Below are 19738 nucleotides of genomic sequence, written 5' to 3' on the forward strand. Positions count from 1 at the left end.
ATGGAACAAGTCGTTCCGCTGCGGAGATCGAAGACGGAAACCTCGGAAAGTCCTTATGCCGACGGACTTGAATACGTGAGAGAGTGGCTTCGGTGGCTGGATGCGGGCATCGAACTGCGCATGTGTTCGGAGGAAGGCAATCGGTCAAAGCTGGAGGATCGTTGGGAAAGCGCGCGTCAGAGGGCGGAGCTGCGCATGAGCTTAAGCGAAGAGGCGAACGTTTTCCTGCCACTTTCTTATTTGAGGCGCATATTCGGAATGACGGAGATGGAAGAGAAGATCGTCTTCGTCTGTCTCGCCGTCGAGGTCGATCGCAAATACGAAGCCGCGTTCGAGTTGCTGCAGGACGAACGCGGCGCGACTTACCCCCGGCGGGATTTAATCGCTTCCTTGGTCGGAAGAGACGAAGAGCAACGGTTTCAAGCGGTGCGGGCGCTAAGGGCCGACGGCTTGCTTCGCCGATTTTTCCTCCGCGAGCCGGCGGTCAATCGCAAATACGAAACGACGATTAACCGGTATTGCCGCTTGGACGAGAGAATCGTCCGATTCGTGCTGGATTCGGCCGAATTGCCGGCTTCCATGGTACGATATATGAGCCTGTTGCCGCCGTCGGCGGAGCCGGCGCCGCTTCTCGGGCATGCCGATATTCAAGACAACCTTCGACAGTGGATCGCAAGCCGCGCTTCCGAATCGGAGATTTCGAATAAATCGGCCTTGATCGTTTCTTTATGGGGCGACGAAGGGGCAGGCAAGAAAACGCAAATGTCTCATTTGGGCCGTTACTTCAACGAGCCCGTGCTGTTCATAGATATGGCTAAGCTCCCTGAAGAAGAGTCGGACGGACGGGATGCGTTGGACAATGTTTTTCGCGAGGCGGCTATTCAACAAGCGTTGCCGGTTCTGTGCGGCTTTCTTCTGAAGGAAGACTCGGAGACGGATCGGAAGATCAAGAGGGACAGGCTCGATCGGCTGAACGAGATGTCCGGCGTCGTATTCCTGCTCTCGGAAGAGGCTTGCCGGCCGATCGACCATCGCAACCGGATCGATCTGGAGATCGAAATCCCTTTGCTCGATGATGAGCAGAGAGCGGGGGCGTGGCGAACGCTTGCGGCAGCCTACAATGTAGAAAATTCGCTGGACTGGGATGCGATCGCTTCCCGTTTTCTATTCAATCCGGGCCAAATAGCGAACGCCTTGCGGACGGCTCGGGCGTTATCCGAATGGAAGCGGGACAGCGGCGATCACGGCTATATTCGTTGGAATGAAATCATAGAAGCGTGTTACAAACAGCTGAATCACCGTCTCGGAACGAAGTCCAAGCGCCTGTCGCCGAAAAAACGGTGGGAAGACCTCGTGCTTCCCGAAACCCAAATCCGCAAGCTGCGTCACGCCTGCAATCATATCAAATATAAGCATACCGTTTACGGAAGTTGGGGATTCGACCGGAAGCTCTCTTACGGCACGGGCGTCAGCCTGCTGTTCTCCGGTCCGCCCGGCACGGGGAAAACGATGGCCGCCGAAGTCGTAGCCAAAGAGCTGGATATGGAAATCTACAAAATCGACCTCTCGCAGATCATAAGCAAATACATAGGCGAAACGGAGAAAAACTTGCGCGAAATATTCGACGAGGCGGAATCGAGCTATGCCATTCTGTTCTTCGACGAAGCCGATGCGTTGTTCGGCAAACGTTCGGAGGTTAAAGATTCGCACGATAAGAACGCGAATACGGAAGTCGCATTTCTGCTGCAGAAAATAGAGGAATACCGCGGAATAAGCATTATGGCGACTAACTATTTACAGAATATGGACGAAGCTTTTTGCGGAGAATCAATTACGTGATCCGGTTTTCATTTCCCGACGAAGACCAGCGCGAAGCGATTTGGCGGGGGATTTTTCCTCAGCAAACACCGCTTGACCACGAGCTCGACTACGGTTTTCTTGCGCGAAAACTGCCCATGGCCGGAGGCAGCATCAAAAATATCGCGCTGACCTCCGCCTTTCTCGCCAGCGGCAACGGGGAAGCCGTAGGGATGAAACATATTCTCAAGGCCTATCAATACGAGCTCGACAAAACGAACCGTACGATAACCAGAGACGAACTCGCGGAATATGCTTATTGTTTTGAAGAAATCCACCGTCTATAGCTAATCCTTTCATTCAGGAAGCCTTCTCTAGCGAGGCTTCTTTTTATTGAATTGCCATAATTCGAGTGATTTCGTCAATTCGACAATTTTTCGGGACTTAGGACCCTATTTAAAAGACGAGTATTGACAACGGATTTCAGCTCATGCTAATTTTTACTTAGGAAACCGGTTTCCTCAAAAGTGCTCTGATCAGGCGCTTCTCAAGATTAGCTTATTTCGCATTCAGTATTCCGGGCATGCATAATTAGCTAACGACTTTACTCAAGATTATGTAAGCGCTTTACTAAAACGGTACAGGAGGGAAATAATAGTGTCCATGATTAGAAGATGGTTTTCTCCGTTACTCATCGCCGCTCTTTTGTTGTCCGTTTGCGCAAACGTTTTCATCGCATCTCCTAAGACGGTTCATGCGGCAAGTATCGGAACAGTGGACGAGAACGATACGATCTACCAGATCATGGTCGACCGGTTTCACGATGGCGATCCTAGCAACAACGCGACGGGATCGGCCATTCGTTACGGCGAGACCTCGGAGGAAGATTTCCGCCATATGAAAGGCGGAGACTGGCAAGGCGTCATCGATAAGCTGGGCTATATTAAAAATATGGGCTACACGGCTATCTGGATTTCGCCCGTTGCCGAGCCTCAAATGACGAATCGCGAAAATAACGGGTCGGGCAGAAACACCGCTTATCACGGTTACAACGTCAAGGATCCGAACAAGGCGAATCCCTTTTTCGGAACGAAGGAAAAGCTGAAAGAACTCGTAGACTCGGCGCATGCGCTCGGAATCAAAGTCGTGATCGACGTCGTTCCGAATCACGTCGGAGACTATATGCTGGGTACGCAGGCATTTTACGATATTCCGAGCTTGCAGCCTGCCGCGCCGTTTAACAACCCGGCTTGGTATCATCACAATGGGGATATCAATTTCGGTTCTGTCGATGGCGTCTACACTCAAGCGGCGCAAGATTACCTTGAGAATCATGACCTAGGCGGACTGGACGACATCGACTTCGACGTTCCGGCCGCAAGGCAAGCGATGTTCGATTCGATCAAAGGCTGGTTCGATTACACGGGAGCGGACGGAGCTCGCGTAGATGCGGCTAAGCTAATGAAGCCGACGGATATCGGAGCGCTGCAAAATTATCTAGGCGTCAATACGTTCGGGGAGAACTTCGACGGCAACGCCGAATTCGTCTCGCGCTGGGTAGGCGCGAACAAAGAATGGGGAATGCTGGACTTCCCGTTATTCTTCCAAGTGCTTAATAGCTTCGCATACGGCCAGTCGTTCGATGCGAACGTCAAAGCTGCCTTAGACCAGGATTATCGCTATAACGGCAACGAGAATCATATGGTTACGTTCATCGATAACCATGACCGTAACCGGTTCCTCCAAGTAGCCGGCGGCGACGTGCAGAAGCTGCAAAACGCGTTGTCGTTCATCTTTACCGTCCGCGGTTTGCCGGTCGTATTCCAAGGGACCGAGCAAAACAAAGGGAACGGCAACAACCAAGTTCTGAGCGACGGAATCGCGGATACGTGGAACCGTTGGTCGATGGTCAAACGCGACGCGAACGGCAACGTCATTCAGGACTATTTTAACGAGAACACGAACACTTACCAGCACGTCGCCAAGCTGAACCAAATTCGCAAGAAGTACGAAGCGCTCCGCAAAGGGAAACAACGCGAAATGTGGTCCGCTCAAAATCTGTACGCCTTCTCCCGCCGCGTAGATAGCGGCACGAACGTCGGACAAGAGGTCGTATCGGTATTCAGCAACGCTTCGGGCGGCACGCAAACCGTGACGATTCCGCTTCGGGCGGAAAGCACGATGACGGTCGGAACGATATTGGTCAACCAGTTGAACACGTCCGATACCGTTACCGTGCAATCCGGCGGAGTAACGGGCAAGCAGATTACGGTTAGCATCGGAGGAAACTCCGCGAAAATCTATGCCAAGGAGATAACCGATACGCAAGCGCCGACGGTTCCAACGAACGTAAGCGCCAACGCGGTTAGCTCGACTAGCGTTCAAGTGACGTGGACGGCTTCCGCGGATAACATCGGCGTGACGGGATATGAAGTATACCGCAACGGTTCGCTCGTCGGAACGACGGCGGGAACTTCTTACACGGACAACGGTTTAACGGCTTCAACGACTTATTCGTACACCGTTAAAGCATACGACGCGGCCAATAATAAATCCGCGTTAAGTTCGCCGCCGGCTTCGGCGACGACGAATCCGATCGATACGCAAGCCCCTACCGTACCGCAGAACGTAACGGCAACCGCCGTGTCGTCCTCGTCGATCAACGTCGCATGGACGGCTTCTACGGATAACATTGGCGTTACGGGATACGAAGTGTTCCGGAACGGCACGCTTGTCGGCCAAACCGCGACCGCATCGTTCACGGATGTAGGATTGGCGGCAACGACCGCATACGCTTATACGGTCAAAGCTCTCGATGCGGCGTCCAACCGTTCGGCAGCCAGCTCGCCTCCGGCGGAAGCTACGACGCTTGCCGGCAATAACGTGACGATCTACTACAAGCAAGGATTCACGACGCCTTATATCCATTACCGACCTGCAGGCGGTACTTGGACGACTTCTCCGGGCGTCGCCATTCCGGCATCCGAAGTGCCCGGATATAACAAGATTACGATCAACATCGGCACCGCAAGCCAGCTTGAAGCTTGCTTCAATAACGGAAGCGGAACATGGGATAGCAACAACCAGCAGAACTACCTCTTCGGAGTAGGAACTTGGACGTATACCCCGACGGGCAATATCGTGTCGGGAGCTCCGGCTCTTCCGGAGAACGAGCCGCCTTCTGTTCCTCAGAACGTAGCGGCGACCGCTCTTTCGGCTACTTCGGCAAGCGTCACCTGGAACGCTTCTACCGACAATGTCGGAGTTACCGGTTACGAGGTGTTCCGGAACGGTACGCTAGTCGGAACGTCAACGACGACGTCCTTTACGAGCACGGGATTGGCAGCAGCTACTACCTATACCTTTACGGTGAAAGCTTACGATGCGGCCGGCAATCGCTCCGCGGAGAGCTCGCCTCCGGCATCGGTCACGACTCCGGCCGGCAACCAAGCGACGATCTATTACAAAAATACGGCTTTTACGAACTCTTACATTCATTATAAGCTCGACAATTCGTCGACTTGGACGACGTTGCCGGGAAGCCAGATGCAAAGCTCTACGTATCCGGGATATGCAAGCATCACGATCGAGCTTGGCAGCGCTACGGGTTTAACCGCAGCCTTCAATAACGGCAGCGGAACCTGGGACAATAACGGAGGCAATAATTATACGTTCGCTTCGGGAACTTGGAGCTTAGTGAACGGCAACAAAACTTCCGGAACGCCTCAAGCGGACAGCGTAACGTTCAGGGTTACAGTGCCGGCTTCAACGCCTGCGAACGGCCCAGTCTATTTAGCGGGCTCGTTCAACAGCTGGAATACCGCGGATTCCGCTTATCAGTTGACGAAAGGAACGGACGGCGTCTATTCTATTACGCTTAGCTTGCCGGCCGGGACCGCAGTCCAATATAAACTGACGCGGGGAACGTGGGCTTCGGTAGAGGCGAACTCGAACGGCAGCGATATTTCCAACCGCACGTTGACTCCGTCAGGGGGCGCGCAAACGGTTAATGTAACGGTACAGCGCTGGAAAGATCAATAAGGGAAGACAGAGGGTTGTTGAACTATCAACAACCCTCTCTTTTTCGAAAAGGGAGATGAAAGGGGATAAATGAAAACTATGTTTAAGATGAAATGGCTTTCTAAAACGATGGCCGTTCTATTAGGGGCAACCTGGTTATTGCAAGCGAACGCGTCCGGCGTATCCGCCGAAATCGCCGCCGCTCACGTCTATCATAACCACATGCCGAATTTCTGGGCGTATTACGACGTCAATCAATACGGCTCCACTCCCGTCGGGAGTCCGATCCGGTACGCGTACGACGGCGACGTCATTGCGCTCAAGCAAAATCCTCCGCAGGGCTATCCTTATTATTTGCCTAACGGAGCGATCATGCCGCACGACGATCTGGTATCCTACTATTCACATCATGCGAAGAAAGGAGCTTATCTGTCTTGGCCATGGAACGTAGCGACAGATTTGCGCAACAATCATTCTCAAGCGCAGATGCACGTGACGATGTCGGGCGCGGTCGTCAATAACGTGAACAGCATCATTCAACGCGGCAACGTGTCCGACTATAACAACCCGAATTGGGGGCAGCCATGGCGGAATGCCTACAACAACCTCCTAACGACGAACGGGAAAAAAACGCTGGACCTGATCCATTTTACGGGTCATCACACGATGGGTCCTCTGGCAGGCAACGATTATATGTTGAAGGATTTGATCTACCAAGGCGCTACGCTCGCTCAGCCTTATTTTATGGGCAACAGCTATAAGTCGTCGAAAGGATTTTTCCCCACGGAGCTCGGTTTCTCGGAACGCATCATTCCGGTGCTGCAGAAGCTTGGCATTCAATGGTCGGTTATCGGGAACAACCATTTCTCCCGTACGCTGCGGGACTATCCGCTATTGAACAGTCCGGGTACCGATACGATGGTATCGCCTCCTAACCGCGCGGATTTGCAGAACACAAGCAACGTCGGTTCTTGGGTAAGCCAAAATATGTTTAACGAGCAGCAGGTCGTTCATAACAAATATCCGTTCGCGTCCACGCCGCATTGGGTTCGTTACGTAGACCCGGCTACGGGACAGGAATCGAAGGTCGTCGGCATCCCCGTCGCTCAAGCCGAGTCTTGGGAGGAGGGCTACAACGGAAGCACGAAAGCCACCGCGCTCAAGCCCTTCGAAGGAATATCGTCCCAGAAGCAGTTCTTCGTTGTCGCTCATGACGGGGACAACAACATGGGACGCGCCGGCTCGGAAGAAACTTGGCGCAACGCGGGCAACGTTACGTATACCGATACCGGGGTAAAAGGAATGGGAATAGACGAGTATCTTCGCACGAATCTTCCGGCGGCGAACGACGTCGTTCACGTGCAAGACGGATCTTGGATCGATACGAGAGATTCTTCTTCCGATCCGACTTGGTACCACTGGCATTTGCCTTTCGGCATATGGAAATCGCAATTCTCAAGCTTCAACCAGGTAAATCAGACGTCTTTCGCGCCAAAGAAAAACCTATCCGGAATCGACGACGGTATGACGGTATCGTTCGAATACGGATATCACTACCTGGAGCGTAATTTCGCCTTGCTGCAAGCCGCATTGAACTATGCGAAGACGGCGGAGCAAATTTGGCTGGAGGAGCATCCGAACTATTGGCAGCCGACTACCGCGTTGGATAATGAAGTTACGTATCCCGGGAACCAGTTAAATCCTTGGATGCTATCGTTCCCGGTCAAAGGGAACGCCGCCAACGATTACGCGGGAGGCGCCAATCCGGCGGAGCTGGCGTGGTATTTCCTGTTGCCGGCGATGGATTCGGGCTTCGGTTATTATGACGAGAACGTGGACGATAACGTTAAACCGACTCTGTCGTTTAATCAGTCTTTGTTTTTCTCCAAACCTTACGTTCAGGCTAAGCTAGCCAAAGATAAGGTCGGTCCTTCCGTCTGGTGGCCGCAAAGATATCCGTATAACCCGGGCAGCGCGAACATAAGCAAAGCGGAAGGATGGACGCTTCATCACTTCAACAATTCATTCGCCATCTATACGTATGCTTATGACACGAGCGGAATTCAGGATATCAAAGTCAAAGTGAGAGCGCATACAAGCAAGGTTGCCGACGCTTCGGACAACACGTTCAAGGTGTACGATCCGGCGGCGCTTCAGGCGGCGGGCGTGCCAGGGATCGATACGTCCAAGGTTGGCGCTTGGACGGAATATCCGATGAACGCGCGCGACCTGACGCCGGACATCAACGGAGTGGATTGGCAGCCGAGCGGCAAGGCCGTCATGGCGAAGGTGCCGGCACAGGAAATCGGCAATCTGTACTACTCGTATATCAATGATTACCGCGATCAATTGTTGGATTATTATATCGAAGCAACCGACTCTAAAGGAAACGTTACCCGAAGCGAGATCCAGCAAGTATACGTCGGGGCTGGCAAGTACAATCTCGTAGGCGGCAAATACGTCGAAGACGTGCAAGGGTCGATCACGGGCACGCATCCGTTCATCACCGATCAACCCGTTATTCCGGACGACGAAGCGCCAAGCGTACCGACCCAGGTAAGCGCGCAAACGATTAACGCTTCGTCCATTCAAGTGTCTTGGAGTCCGTCTACGGATAACGTGGGGGTTACGGGTTACGAAGTGTACCGTAACGGAACGAAGGTAGGTACGACGGCGAATGCCTCGTATACGGATAACGGCCTAGCGGGAAGCACGACTTATTCCTATACCGTTAAAGCTTATGACGCGAAAGGCAACCGTTCGGATTTCAGCACCCCGCCCGCAACGGCCACGACGCCTCAAGGAAATAACGTCACCATTTATTACAAACAAGGCTTCACAACGCCATATATTCACTATCGGCCGGTCGGAGGGACTTGGACGACTTCTCCGGGAGCCGCCATCCCGGCTTCGGAGCTGCCAGGGTACCATAAGATCACGATTAACATCGGTGCCGCTACGCAACTTGAAGCATGTTTCAACAACGGCAGCGGTACATGGGATAGCAATAATTCGCAGAACTATCTGTTCGGCACGGGAACTTGGACGTACACGCCAACGGGGAATATCGTAGCGGGTGCGCCGATCGTGGATACGGAAGCTCCTTCCGTTCCGCAGAACGTGACGGCTCAAGCTTCGTCGGCAAGCAGCGCAAGCGTCTCTTGGAGCGCTTCTACCGATAATGTCGGGGTCACGGGTTATGAAGTGTTCAGGAACGGCGCCAAAGTCGGCTCGACGACAGGCGCGACCGCTTATTCCGACAGCGGACTTACGGGGGGAACAACGTACTCTTATACCGTGAAGGCGTTCGATGCCGCGGGTAACCGCTCCGCGATCAGCGATCCGCCTGCGACAGTAACGACGCCTGCCGGAAATAGCGTCACGATCTATTACAAGAAAGGGTTCACGACTCCGTACATTCATTATCGTCCGGCAGGAGGCGTCTGGACGACCTCTCCGGGAGTCGCCATTCCGGCATCGGAAGTACCGGGATATAACAAGATCACGATCAATATCGGTTCGGCGAGCCAGCTGGAAGCCTGCTTCAACAATGGAAGCGGGACATGGGATAGCAATAATTCGCAGAACTATCTGTTCGGTACGGGTACATGGACGTATACGCCGACGGGTAACATCGTTTCGGGCCCTCCTTCTCTTCCGGAGAACGAACCGCCGACCGTTCCGCAGAACGTGGCGGCGACAGCGTTGTCGGCTACCTCGGCTAACGTCACTTGGAGCGCTTCGACCGATAACGTCGGGGTAACGGGTTATGAAGTGTTCCGTGACGGAACGCTAGTAGGGACGACAGCCGCAACGACTTACACGAATACGGGACTTGCGCCTTCTACGACCTATAACTATACCGTGAAAGCTTATGATGCGGTTGGCAATAAGTCGGCGGCAAGCACGCCGGCGGCATCCGTAACGACGCTCGCCGGCGGAGGGAATAACGTCACGATTTACTACAAGAACTCTTCGTTCGCGAACTCTTATATTCATTACAAGCTGGACAACGCGACGACATGGACGGCGTTGCCGGGAAGCCAGATGCAAACCTCCGCTTATCCGGGATACGCAAGCATCACGATCGATCTCGGCAGCGCAACGGGATTAACCGCGGCGTTCAATAACGGAAGCGGTGCCTGGGATAGCAATGGAGGCAACAATTACTCTTTTGCTTCGGGAACTTGGAGCTTAGTCAATGGCAACAAAACATCCGGCACGCCGCAAGCGGACGGAGTTACCTTCCGTGTAACCGTGCCTTCCTCGACCCCCGCGAACGGTCCGGTTTATTTGACGGGCTCGTTCAACAGCTGGAATGCGGCGGATTCCGCTTATCAATTAACGAAAGGAACGGACGGCGTCTATTCGATCACGTTAAGCTTACCGGCAGGGACGGCCGTTCAATACAAGCTGACCAGGGGAACGTGGGCGTCGGTGGAAGCGAACTCGAACGGCAGCGATATCGCCAACCGTACGTTAACACCGGCCGGCGGTGCTCAAACCGTTAACTTAACCGTTCAGCGCTGGAAGGATCAATAGACTTATAGAAGGAGTCTCGGGCTGGAAATCCCGAGACTCCTTTACAAACCTAGTCATTCGTGATATATTATTATTCTGACTTGGTTGCCAATGTGGTCAGAAACGTGCGGTCGTGGCGGAATTGGCAGACGCGCTAGATTCAGGTTCTAGTGGTGTAACAGCCGTGGAGGTTCGAGTCCTCTCGACCGCACCAACCTATACGATGAACGAGCTCTGGATGTATCCAGAGCTTTTTTGCGTTTAAGAACATGGGTAATAATGCCTCCGGGTTACTTTCTATCCGTACGTTTGAATGGATTAACGGAAAATTAGACGTGGAAATGGTTAAATGGACAAACCTTATTTCCTCCTCCTCCATAGATTGAATTATCAAACATAAAGGAGGAAATCAAATTTGATCAGAAGAACGACAAGGAAATATGCAGCCAAGCCTAGACTCGTCAAAAGAACAAGAAAACTCGCGGCAAAACCTAAACCCTATCTTAAACCAAGACGCGTAGGCGCAAGGCTGCTCGATCCGCAGCTTCAAGTGTTTACGGGTCCGAACTTAACCGGACTCAGCAGAACCTACAGGGGTAATCTCGGAATTCGGAATTTGTCTAGGGTCGGTTTGAACGACAATATCGAGAGCTTGCGACTAACGAATGCGCCCGGATCCGCCGTTTTGTTCAGGGAATCCAATTACCAAGGGGATTTCGAAATCTTCACGGCCAATACGACGGTGAACGATCTTACCGATCTCAACTTCGACAACGAAGCATCGTCGCTAGTCGTCACTTCTACGCCTCTAACAATCGCCGATGTCCAAACGATTCAAGCTCAAGGCCTGACTGGCAATAACTTTGGTGAAATTCTTAGAGCCGTAAGGATCGCAAGAATTCGCCGCGCGGCAAAACGCAGACGCAAATAAAAAAGCAGGCATAAGACAAATGGGACGAGCCTTCCCGGGCAGTCCCGTTTGTCTTGGCGCGGTTGTGGCATAATGGATTCATACGGTAGATGGAAGGGGTTAGCCACATTGCTGCAATTCTCAAGAACTCCGTTAGCCGATCAAATAGCGGACTTGATAGCTACGGCGCGCGGAGATAAGAAAGCGACGCTGGTCATTACGAACGGGACGTTAGTAAACGTTTGTTCAGGCGAAATCCTCAAAGGCATGAGCGCTAAGAATTTCCGATAAAGGCCTCGTGCGAATCTCCTCCGAGGGCATTCAACTCGTGCCTTTGTTTAGCGAATAGAATAAAAATAACCGAGTGTACGATATAGAGACGGAATGGAGAAGGCATGGCGCCAAACTCCACTCCGTTTTTTTTTAGTCGCGCAATCACGGTTTCAATTCGTATCCTATCCCACCGAAATGATCCTTCCATACAATAAAGTGCGTACTTTTCAAAAGAAAAGGGGGTTGATAATCTAGTTGAAAAAGGAGTTGAGGCGCAATCATGTCGCAATATCGTTTATCACTGGGAGATCTCGGCATTAACTGGGGAACGGCTATCGATATCGAAGAACGGGTAGGCTACCCTTCCAACGTTTCCGTAAAACGCTCTGATTCGGACGGGGTGTGGGATTGGGATTTGCCCGATGGAATCTATCGCGCCAAAGACATCGTTCGGGAGTTAGGGACGCTTCTTGAGGCCATACATGTTCAGCTTGGAGCGGCTGCGGATGCCGAGGCCTTGTTAAGCAATATTCAAGCGACTTTGGCCGTTGCCGGCAGAGAAACTTCCTTACCCGTCGGATCGCTCATTATTGAGGATAAAGCTAGAAACGAGCTCTCCCGGCAAGCGGACCGCATCGGGACTATCCTTACGGGCTGGGCACGGGAATTCAATTCGCGGCAATTGGCGTTAAAGAAGTACGGAGAAACGGTTCTAGGCAGCTTGGTATTTAGGAGTCGGTGCGATCATCACCTATGGACGCATAAAGTCACGGACCTGTTGACCGGACCTTCGGGAGGACCGGCGGTCATGCAGTTATTTAACGAGTATTTGCATCAAATCGTACTCCTGAGGGATGCGCTTATCCCGTTCGATAATTGGGGAGAAGTGCCGATCGAGCTCCGCGATAGAAGGGTGAAAGGATTGCGCGAAATGGAGCAAGCCCATTCGGGATTTATCGCCGAAATCATGGTCAGGCCGATATCTCATCAAACCCTCGTGCGTTATGCCCAAAGCGTGCTAGGTACAAGTTTGACTACGGCAGGTTACGGATTTCAATACCGTCTTGGCACGATCATTCCGGCTAGCTTGGCTGTACCCCTAGCGGAAGCTCCGGCTTATCTGCTCCGTTGGTATCCGGTACGGACGGTTGAGGCCGATTCGAATGACGGTCAAGCCGAATTCGCATTCGATTATGCTTACCCGGATTACTATTCAGCGCCTCGAAGCCATGCGGGTTCAGGAACGCCTGTCGTTCGTCTCGGGGGAAGAACGAGGCGGGAGTCCGGATCCATTGGCGAAGCGTATCTCAGGATTGCCGGCAGGGAAGCAGACCGAGTTGTGCTGGATTACGGGTTTCGTATCGATTCAACCGACTATTCCGTAGACCTAGGGCAGGCATTGCGGGGACATCGGTTCAAATATCGCCCGCAGAAAGGCGAAAGCGACTTAACGCGTATCAACAACTCGGACATTTTCAGCCATGATGCAACGGATATACTGAGGTTGACGGATCTTGTCACCTGCGACTCGGGCATTCATCTGATTGACACGGGCGGCAATGAACTCGTAAGATGGGCGCTTCTAGGCAAGCTCTATCCCGAGAACGTCATCGTGCTTGATCGCGGAGATTCAGAGGAGATCGCGTTATCCGAGCGGGCAGGCAAAGGATTCGGCGCGAAGTTTCTCATTCATTAAGGAAGAGGAATCGGCCTGGCAGAGGCATAGCGCAGAATTAGGCATGTTTATTTTCCGAATCCAACGGCGAACCGTTGATGCTATCGATATACTCAGCGCCGTAAGTACAGAGCATTTGCAGCATAGGAACTAGCCGAAGTCCTTGTTCGGACAGATAATATTCGACTTTAGGAGGAATGACCGCATACGCTTTACGGACGATCAAGCCGTCGTTTTCCAAATCCCTAAGCTGCATCGTTAACATTTTTTGGGTTGCCCCGGGCATTAGCTTCTGCAATTCGTTAAAACGGAACGTATTATCGGACAAATAACTTAAAATGAGGATTTTCCACTTGCCGCTAATTAAGTCCAGCATCACTTCGGATGTGCATCGGTACTCATTATTTCTGAATTGAATCAACGGGTCCACCTCATTCCATAAAGTTAAGTAATTAACTGTGATTAATAGGGATTATAACAAAGGCAAGAGGCTGCTTCAAGTCGGCACTGCTGTTTCGTTTTTGATTTTTCGCCTCGATTCCGCTATGATTAACGGATACGGACTTATGTCGTTTGAAAGCGGAGGTGTCCAGCAAGATGAATATCGTGGAACAAATCGACAAGATTAACCGCCAACTGACGGTCAAAGGCTTTAAATTAACTCCTCAACGCGAAATTACGGTTAAGGTGTTGCTCGAGAACGAGAAGGATCATTTGAGCGCCGAAGACGTGTTCATTCTGGTGAGGAAAAAATTTCCCGATATCGGTCTAGCTACGGTATACCGTACGCTGGAACTGCTTGCGGAATTGCATATCGTACAGAAGATGAACTTCGGGGACGGCGTGGCCCGATTCGATCTTCGCATGGAAGGGCACGAGCACATGCACCATCATCTTATCTGCAAAGTGTGCGGCGCACTTGAGGAAATCGAAGAGGACTGGCTAACGGACTTGGAGCAAAAAATCGCGCTCGAATACGGTTTCCAAGTAACTGATCATCGTCTGGATTTCAGGGGCGTATACCAAGCGTGCAAAAACAACAGCAAACCTTGCAAAAGGGTTGGGCGAGCGGTGTCCTGATCCGAATGTATGCATACAACAACCCCCGGAGGCAGAGCCTTCGGGGGTTGTCTTATCCAATGGGATCCATTTTAATTTCGGGATAGCTTGTCTTCAAAAGTCGAAAAACGGCGATATGCGGAATTTAATTAACGACAAACCCGCCATTCCGTGGGGACTGGCGGGTAAGAAAAGCCTTTACTCATTAATATCCGGCGCGCAAGATGATCACCAAGAGGACGAAAAGTACAAGTGCGAAAGCAGCAGCACCCATTCCGCCACCACCGTAGCCGCAACCTTCACCTGCAACAGGGTATCCCAAATCTTTCACCACCGAGCTTTTATTATGACGTTGAGTCATATATGTAGCTTATGTCTATATCGATAGTTGGTTTGTACATCAACCTAATAGTTGGCAGAAAAAATAATAATGCTTATTTTAATGCGGAGACAGATGGAATAGAGGAGTTCAGGGCGATTGCGGAAAAATCTCATTGATCGAAGATTGCGGTTGAATAACGTTGCGAGCCATCGCAAGTCCGCAAAGAACTAAGCAAGCCGACGCTGGACGAGGAAACGGGCTCGCGTCCATCTCCTTGGGATTAGCTGATCTGGATATATTCCACGGAATAAAACGAATCCGCGGGGACACCTTATGAGGGTAATCCATTATACTGAAGGAGGTTTTATCTTGAGAAAGTTTCTGTCCGGTTTGATGATGTTCGCTTGTTTGTCGCTCGTTCTGATGGTCCCTGCATTCGCCGAAACGACAACGCCTGGGAAGTTGAATGTGGACAACAATCCGCTGACGGGCCAGCCGGGAATCAATAAAACTTATTACCCGAGCGGAACGACCAACGGAACGACGAACGGTTTGACCACGAACGGAACCGACGGGACAACCAACGGCTATTATTATAATCGGTTGAACGGTAGCCGGACAGGCACTGGGTTAGGTACAAGCACAGGGTTTGGAACAGGCACCGGGGCAGGAACAGGCGTGTATCACAACGATGGGACTTACAGACCATATGGCGTCAATGGTACCTACGGCAACTACGACTCGACGAGAATGAATGCGTACCGTCCTTACAATACGACGAATTTGACGACCCGAACGAACAATACGGTCAGAGCAATGGAAACAACGCCTAGACGCGGTTTTAGCTGGGGTTGGTTAGGATTGTTGGGCTTGTTCGGTTTAGCGGGCATGCGCAGCCGCAGCAGAGACGAAGTTCGCTAACGCTTAAGTTCCCCATTCCCCGTTCGCCTCATTCGAGGAGGGCGGGGATTTGGGCTTCCTAAGACCGTTGATTTTAATCGATGAACTCCACGAACCCACTCTTTAATGAAGCGATACGAGCTAAGGATTCGACTTGGTAACCCTTCTCCTTGAGCTTGGAATTACCATTCTGGAATGCCTTTTCAATGACGATTCCGATCCCGGCTACGTTGGCCGAAGCTTGTTCGACGATTCTTGCCATCGCTAGCGCCGCTTCTCCGTTCGCCAAGAAGTCGTCGATTAGCAGGACGCGATCGATCGGCGATAATAGCCTCCGGGAGACGGAGACCTCGCTTTCCTCCTTCTTCGTGAACGAATATACCTTCTCCGTGTACAAGTCGTCCTGAAGCGTCAATGATTTTCTTTTCCGCGCAAAAATAACCGGAACTCCAAGCTCCAACCCGGCCATAACCGCCGGTGCGATTCCGGACGATTCTATGGTCACGATCTTCGTCACTCCGCTCTCGCGGAATCGGTTGGCAAATGCTCTACCTATTTCCTGCATTAGCGAAGGGTCGATCTGATGATTGAGAAAGGAATCTACTTTCAACACCTGATCGCTGAGCACGACCCCTTCCTCCACGATTTTCTTCTTCAGTAACTCCATCGTTCGACCCCCTTTTCAATCATTTTAACATTTGCAAGCGAGTTAGGGAAAAGCCGTATTTGTTAGCATAAAATTATGTTAAACTGGGTGAAGCCTAAAGGTAACAAACTAACTTGATACTGATGGATTGCGAGTTCGTTAAGGGAGACCAGCAGCTATGAAAAGATGGATCGCCGAATTGCAGAAAATCGTGAAATTGCCGGTCAAAAGAATGGAAAGCAAATTGTTTACCGTTTTTTTGTTTCTCATTATATTGCCGATGGGCATATTAAGTTATCTCTCCTCCGAGCGCTACCAAGGGTCTATCGAGAAAAACACGGTCACTTACGTTTCCCAAGTTTCGGACATCGTGATCAGCAAGCTTGACGACTATATGGAGGACATGAAAAAGATATCGATCATTCCTTCTTATGTCGACAACATCATGGATAACTTGGTGTTGTCCAACGAATATTACGAGCGCCTGTCCAAAGAAGAGCCCGACTCCGGAGCAAGGTTACCGGAAGGGGAAGAAGTGATGGAAATGGAGCAAGCACCGATCATGCAACCCGAGGACGGTTACGAGCGGTTCGGCATAGGAGGAAAAATCAGGGACAGCATCTACTTTCTCAACACGATCAAGCAAGGAACGAATACGGTCTATTTGTTCGATCAATACGATCATCCTTATTACGTTGTTCGCGGAGGCGGGGTCCGCAACGATTTGGAAGCGGTTTATCCGAAATGGAAAACGCTGGCGACCGAAGCGCACGGCAGGCCCGTGCTTGTCAGCACGCAGGAAGTATTGGGAGCGAATCAGAGCGGCCAATTCGTGTTCACGGTCGTCAGAGCGATCATCGGCCCCACGTACGAGCAGATCGGCATGATCGCGATCGACGCGAACATTAGCGTGATCGAGAAGTTCGTTAAAGATTTGGACGAGGACACGCACGGAACGACGTTGATCATAGACGAAGAAGGGCGAGTCGTATTCGATAGCGAGAAGAAATATTTAGGTCAGAATTTTAAGGAAAACGAACTGTTTATCCAAGCGCACGGACAAGAAGGAAGCTTTCACGGTAATCTTAACGGCCAGGGCATCCTGACGATCTATAAGCAATCGCCTAAGACGGGTTGGAAAATATTGATTACGATTCCGGAAAGCCAACTGACGAAAGAAGCCGTCAAGACGAGAAACATAACGGAATGGACCGCGGTCGCGATTATCGGCTTTGCATTGGTCATCTCGCTGGTATTGATTCTTGCTTTGACCCAGCCGCTCCGTTCGCTCGTAAGATTAATGAAGGAAGTGCAGAATGGAAATCTGGATGTCGTGTTTCCCGTGCGGCAGCGTGACGAGATCGGTCTTGTAGGCAACGCCTTCAACCGAATGATCGTCCGGATCAAGTCGCTCGTCGACGATGTATATATCGTCGGACAACGAAAGAAAGAAGCCGAGATCGAAGCTTTGCAGAACCAGATTAACCCGCACTTCATTTATAACACCTTGGAAGCGATACGAATGACGGCCGTAATCAACGACGACTCGGAAGTGAGCGATATGGCTATGCTGCTGGGCAAATTGCTCCGCTATAGCATCGGCTCGGGAATGGAAACGGCTACGCTAACCCAGGAATTGAACCATCTAGAGATGTATATTCAGCTATTGAACTACCGATATAGTAATAAATTCACGTTCGATTTTCCTAACAAGCCGATGAACTCGAATATGCCTCTTATGAAATTGCTGTTTCAACCAATAGTCGAGAACAGCGTCTACCATGGGATGGACGAGTCGAAGCGAGGGATGGAAATCCGCATGGACTATTCCCTAGAAGAAGGAAATCACGTCTTCACGATCGAGGACAACGGAATCGGAATGAGCCAAGAGGCATTATTCCGGTTAAGGTCTCGACTGGACGGGAGCGTGACGGAGGAGAGGGGTAGAGGGATCGGATTAAGGAACGTCCATGAACGGCTAAAGCTTAGATACGGGGAAATGTACGGCATCACGGTGGAAAGCGAAAAAGGGAAGGGAACGAAGGTCATCATTCGTTTTCCCGAAAATCCGAAAGAGGGGGTATTGCTGCATGGTTAACATAATCGTAGTCGACGACGAGGAACGCATTCGTCTTGGATTGGTCAAGCTCATCTCCCAAATCGGCGAGGAATACCAAGTGAAGGGGATATACGCGAGCGGAATCGAACTGCTGGCCGATATCGACAACGTGGAAGCGGATTTGCTCATAACGGACATTAAAATGCCGAAGCTAAACGGTTTGGAACTGGTTGAGAAAGTCAAGTCGATGCGTCCGGAAATGAAGTTCGCGATCTTAAGCGGTTTCGACGATTTCTCGTACGCCCGTCAAGCGCTTCGTTACGGAGCGATGGAATATTTGCTGAAGCCGGTCGACAAGACGGATTTAGAGCGTTTGCTGGTTAAGGTAAAGACAGATCTGGAGCAGATAGGGAACGAAAACAAGTTTAACGCCGAAGACCATTTGAAACTGCTGCTGTTGAACGATTCGGAAGATTTGCCTATGCATATGACGGAAGCGGCTTCTAGATATCTGAAAGCGATTCCCGCTTTGCAGAGCCATTTCGCCGTGTTCGTGCTCAGGGGGAATCCGGTCGTCACGCGGCAGAATTGGCAATTCGCCGTAGCCGGTACGCAGCGAGAGTGGTTTTTCGTCGAACGAGACGAACAGACGACGGCGGCGATCGTATGTATCGGCGACAGGGATCACGCGGATACGACCAAGGAGCTTGCCCAAACGTTGCTCTATCGTTTGCCGGCGTCGTTTTGCGGGCAATTAGGCTGCAGCGACGTATTCAACGGCTCTAACTGGTTGAGGCAATCCTACCTTCAGGCGGAGAGAGCGGTTCAGCACGGTTGGTATTCGGATGCGAAAAAAGGCTATTCCGTCTATTCGGATTTGCCCAAGAAGCAAGAGTCGGTTGCCAACCCTTACATTATTATCGACAGAACGTTCCGCGAGGCGCTTGCGTTGGCCGACTACGAGCGCGCCCGCGAGTCTCTGCATCTATGGGTCGAAGAAATGATCGAACGCCGGCCGCTATGGAACGATTTGTTCGATGCTTGCGTGGCGTTACATGCCCTTCTTCCTAGGGGGAGCGAGGATCACGGACAGCCGCCGCAACAGACGCAATCTATGATTATCGAGCGGCCGGAAAGCTTTGCGAATGCGAGAGCGTTCACATCGTATTTTCTCGGCCTAATCATGGAGCTTCTATCCGAGAAGGAGCTTGCCCGTCAGGAAAATCGCGTCATAGAGACGGTTAAAGCCTATATTCGGAATCATTATACCGAGGAGATGGAGCTCAATCGACTCGCGGAGAAGGTTTTTTTGACGCCAAGCTATTTAAGCAAATTGTTTAAGACGGAAACCGGGGAAACGCTGACCGAATATTTCATTTCCGTGAGAATCGAACGCGCAAAGGAGTTGCTGAGAGATCAGCGGGCTCTAAAAACTTATGAAGTGGGAGAGAAAGTCGGTTATTTCGATCCGGCTTATTTCAACAAAATTTTCAAAAAAACGGTCGGATGCACGCCTAAAGAGTACCGTGATCGGGTCAGATAGCGATATTTAGGTT

General features: G+C 51.3%; 13 protein-coding genes, 1 tRNA gene and 1 pseudogene. 12 read left to right on the top strand and 3 right to left on the bottom strand.

From position 1 onward, the window contains the following. The 8 genes and pseudogenes from FPL14_RS24330 (at window position 1) to FPL14_RS24365 (ending at window position 13217) form a co-directional block, all read left to right on the top strand. On the top strand, window positions 1-1839 hold the full coding sequence (locus tag FPL14_RS24330) for an ATP-binding protein (protein WP_182300165.1): 1839 nt from the start codon (window positions 1-3) through the stop codon (window positions 1837-1839). Further along, the gene (locus FPL14_RS24335; RefSeq protein ID WP_182300166.1) at window positions 1836-2144 is read left to right on the top strand and encodes a hypothetical protein; all 309 of its coding nucleotides are present in this window, start codon (window positions 1836-1838) and stop codon (window positions 2142-2144) included. Before FPL14_RS24330 ends, FPL14_RS24335 begins: the two co-directional genes overlap by 4 nt. Before the next feature lie 316 nt (window positions 2145-2460). Continuing rightward, the gene (locus FPL14_RS24340; RefSeq protein ID WP_182304139.1) at window positions 2461-5838 is read left to right on the top strand and encodes an alpha-amylase family glycosyl hydrolase; all 3378 of its coding nucleotides are present in this window, start codon (window positions 2461-2463) and stop codon (window positions 5836-5838) included. Between the two features lie 69 nt (window positions 5839-5907). Beyond that, window positions 5908-10359, top strand: a complete 4452-nt coding sequence (locus tag FPL14_RS24345; protein WP_182300167.1) for a carbohydrate binding domain-containing protein — start codon at window positions 5908-5910, stop codon at window positions 10357-10359. 106 nt (window positions 10360-10465) lie between these two features. After that, window positions 10466-10552: transfer RNA gene (locus tag FPL14_RS24350), tRNA-Leu, on the top strand. 201 nt (window positions 10553-10753) lie between these two features. Continuing rightward, a complete protein-coding gene (locus tag FPL14_RS24355) occupies window positions 10754-11269 on the top strand; it encodes a hypothetical protein (RefSeq protein WP_182300168.1) in 516 nt (171 codons plus the stop codon). A gap of 72 nt (window positions 11270-11341) precedes the next feature. Further along, window positions 11342-11521 (top strand): annotated as a pseudogene (locus FPL14_RS24360) (hypothetical protein); the annotation flags it as partial. 280 nt (window positions 11522-11801) lie between these two features. After that, entirely contained in the window at window positions 11802-13217 is a 1416-nt protein-coding gene (locus tag FPL14_RS24365) for a hypothetical protein (protein ID WP_182300169.1), read from the top strand. A 37-nt stretch (window positions 13218-13254) separates the two neighbouring features. On the opposite strand, the gene FPL14_RS24370 is transcribed toward FPL14_RS24365, so the two are convergent. After that, entirely contained in the window at window positions 13255-13617 is a 363-nt protein-coding gene (locus tag FPL14_RS24370; RefSeq protein WP_182300170.1) for a winged helix-turn-helix transcriptional regulator, read from the bottom strand. 176 nt (window positions 13618-13793) lie between these two features. Here FPL14_RS24370 and fur point away from each other — a divergent pair, with 176 nt between their 5' ends. Further along, a complete protein-coding gene (gene fur, locus FPL14_RS24375) occupies window positions 13794-14276 on the top strand; it encodes a ferric iron uptake transcriptional regulator (RefSeq protein ID WP_182300171.1) in 483 nt (160 codons plus the stop codon). Between the two features lie 184 nt (window positions 14277-14460). On the opposite strand, the gene FPL14_RS30130 is transcribed toward fur, so the two are convergent. Continuing rightward, window positions 14461-14577 (bottom strand): sporulation protein YjcZ, encoded by a 117-nt coding sequence (locus FPL14_RS30130; RefSeq protein WP_229264011.1) that lies wholly within the window; start codon window positions 14575-14577, stop codon window positions 14461-14463. 369 nt (window positions 14578-14946) lie between these two features. On the opposite strand from FPL14_RS30130, the gene FPL14_RS24380 reads away from it, so the two are divergent. Then, window positions 14947-15498 carry a WGxxGxxG family protein gene (locus tag FPL14_RS24380; protein WP_182300172.1) on the top strand — a complete coding sequence of 184 codons (552 nt, stop codon included), beginning with the start codon at window positions 14947-14949 and terminating at the stop codon, window positions 15496-15498. 73 nt (window positions 15499-15571) lie between these two features. Here FPL14_RS24380 and FPL14_RS24385 read toward each other — a convergent pair whose 3' ends face one another. Then, window positions 15572-16144: a xanthine phosphoribosyltransferase gene (locus FPL14_RS24385; protein ID WP_182300173.1), complete on the bottom strand. Its 573-nt coding sequence runs from the start codon at window positions 16142-16144 to the stop codon at window positions 15572-15574. Window positions 16145-16301: 157 nt separating this feature from the next. On the opposite strand from FPL14_RS24385, the gene FPL14_RS24390 reads away from it, so the two are divergent. Both FPL14_RS24390 and FPL14_RS24395 read left to right on the top strand, forming a co-directional pair. After that, complete coding sequence (locus tag FPL14_RS24390; protein ID WP_182300174.1) at window positions 16302-18221, top strand: sensor histidine kinase; 1920 nt, start codon at window positions 16302-16304, stop codon at window positions 18219-18221. Further along, entirely contained in the window at window positions 18214-19725 is a 1512-nt protein-coding gene (locus FPL14_RS24395) for a response regulator (RefSeq protein WP_182300175.1), read from the top strand. Before FPL14_RS24390 ends, FPL14_RS24395 begins: the two co-directional genes overlap by 8 nt. Window positions 19726-19738: the final 13 nt, after the last annotated feature.

It is taken from the genome of Cohnella cholangitidis (assembly GCF_014107495.1).
Lineage (GTDB): Bacteria > Bacillota > Bacilli > Paenibacillales > Paenibacillaceae > Cohnella > Cohnella cholangitidis.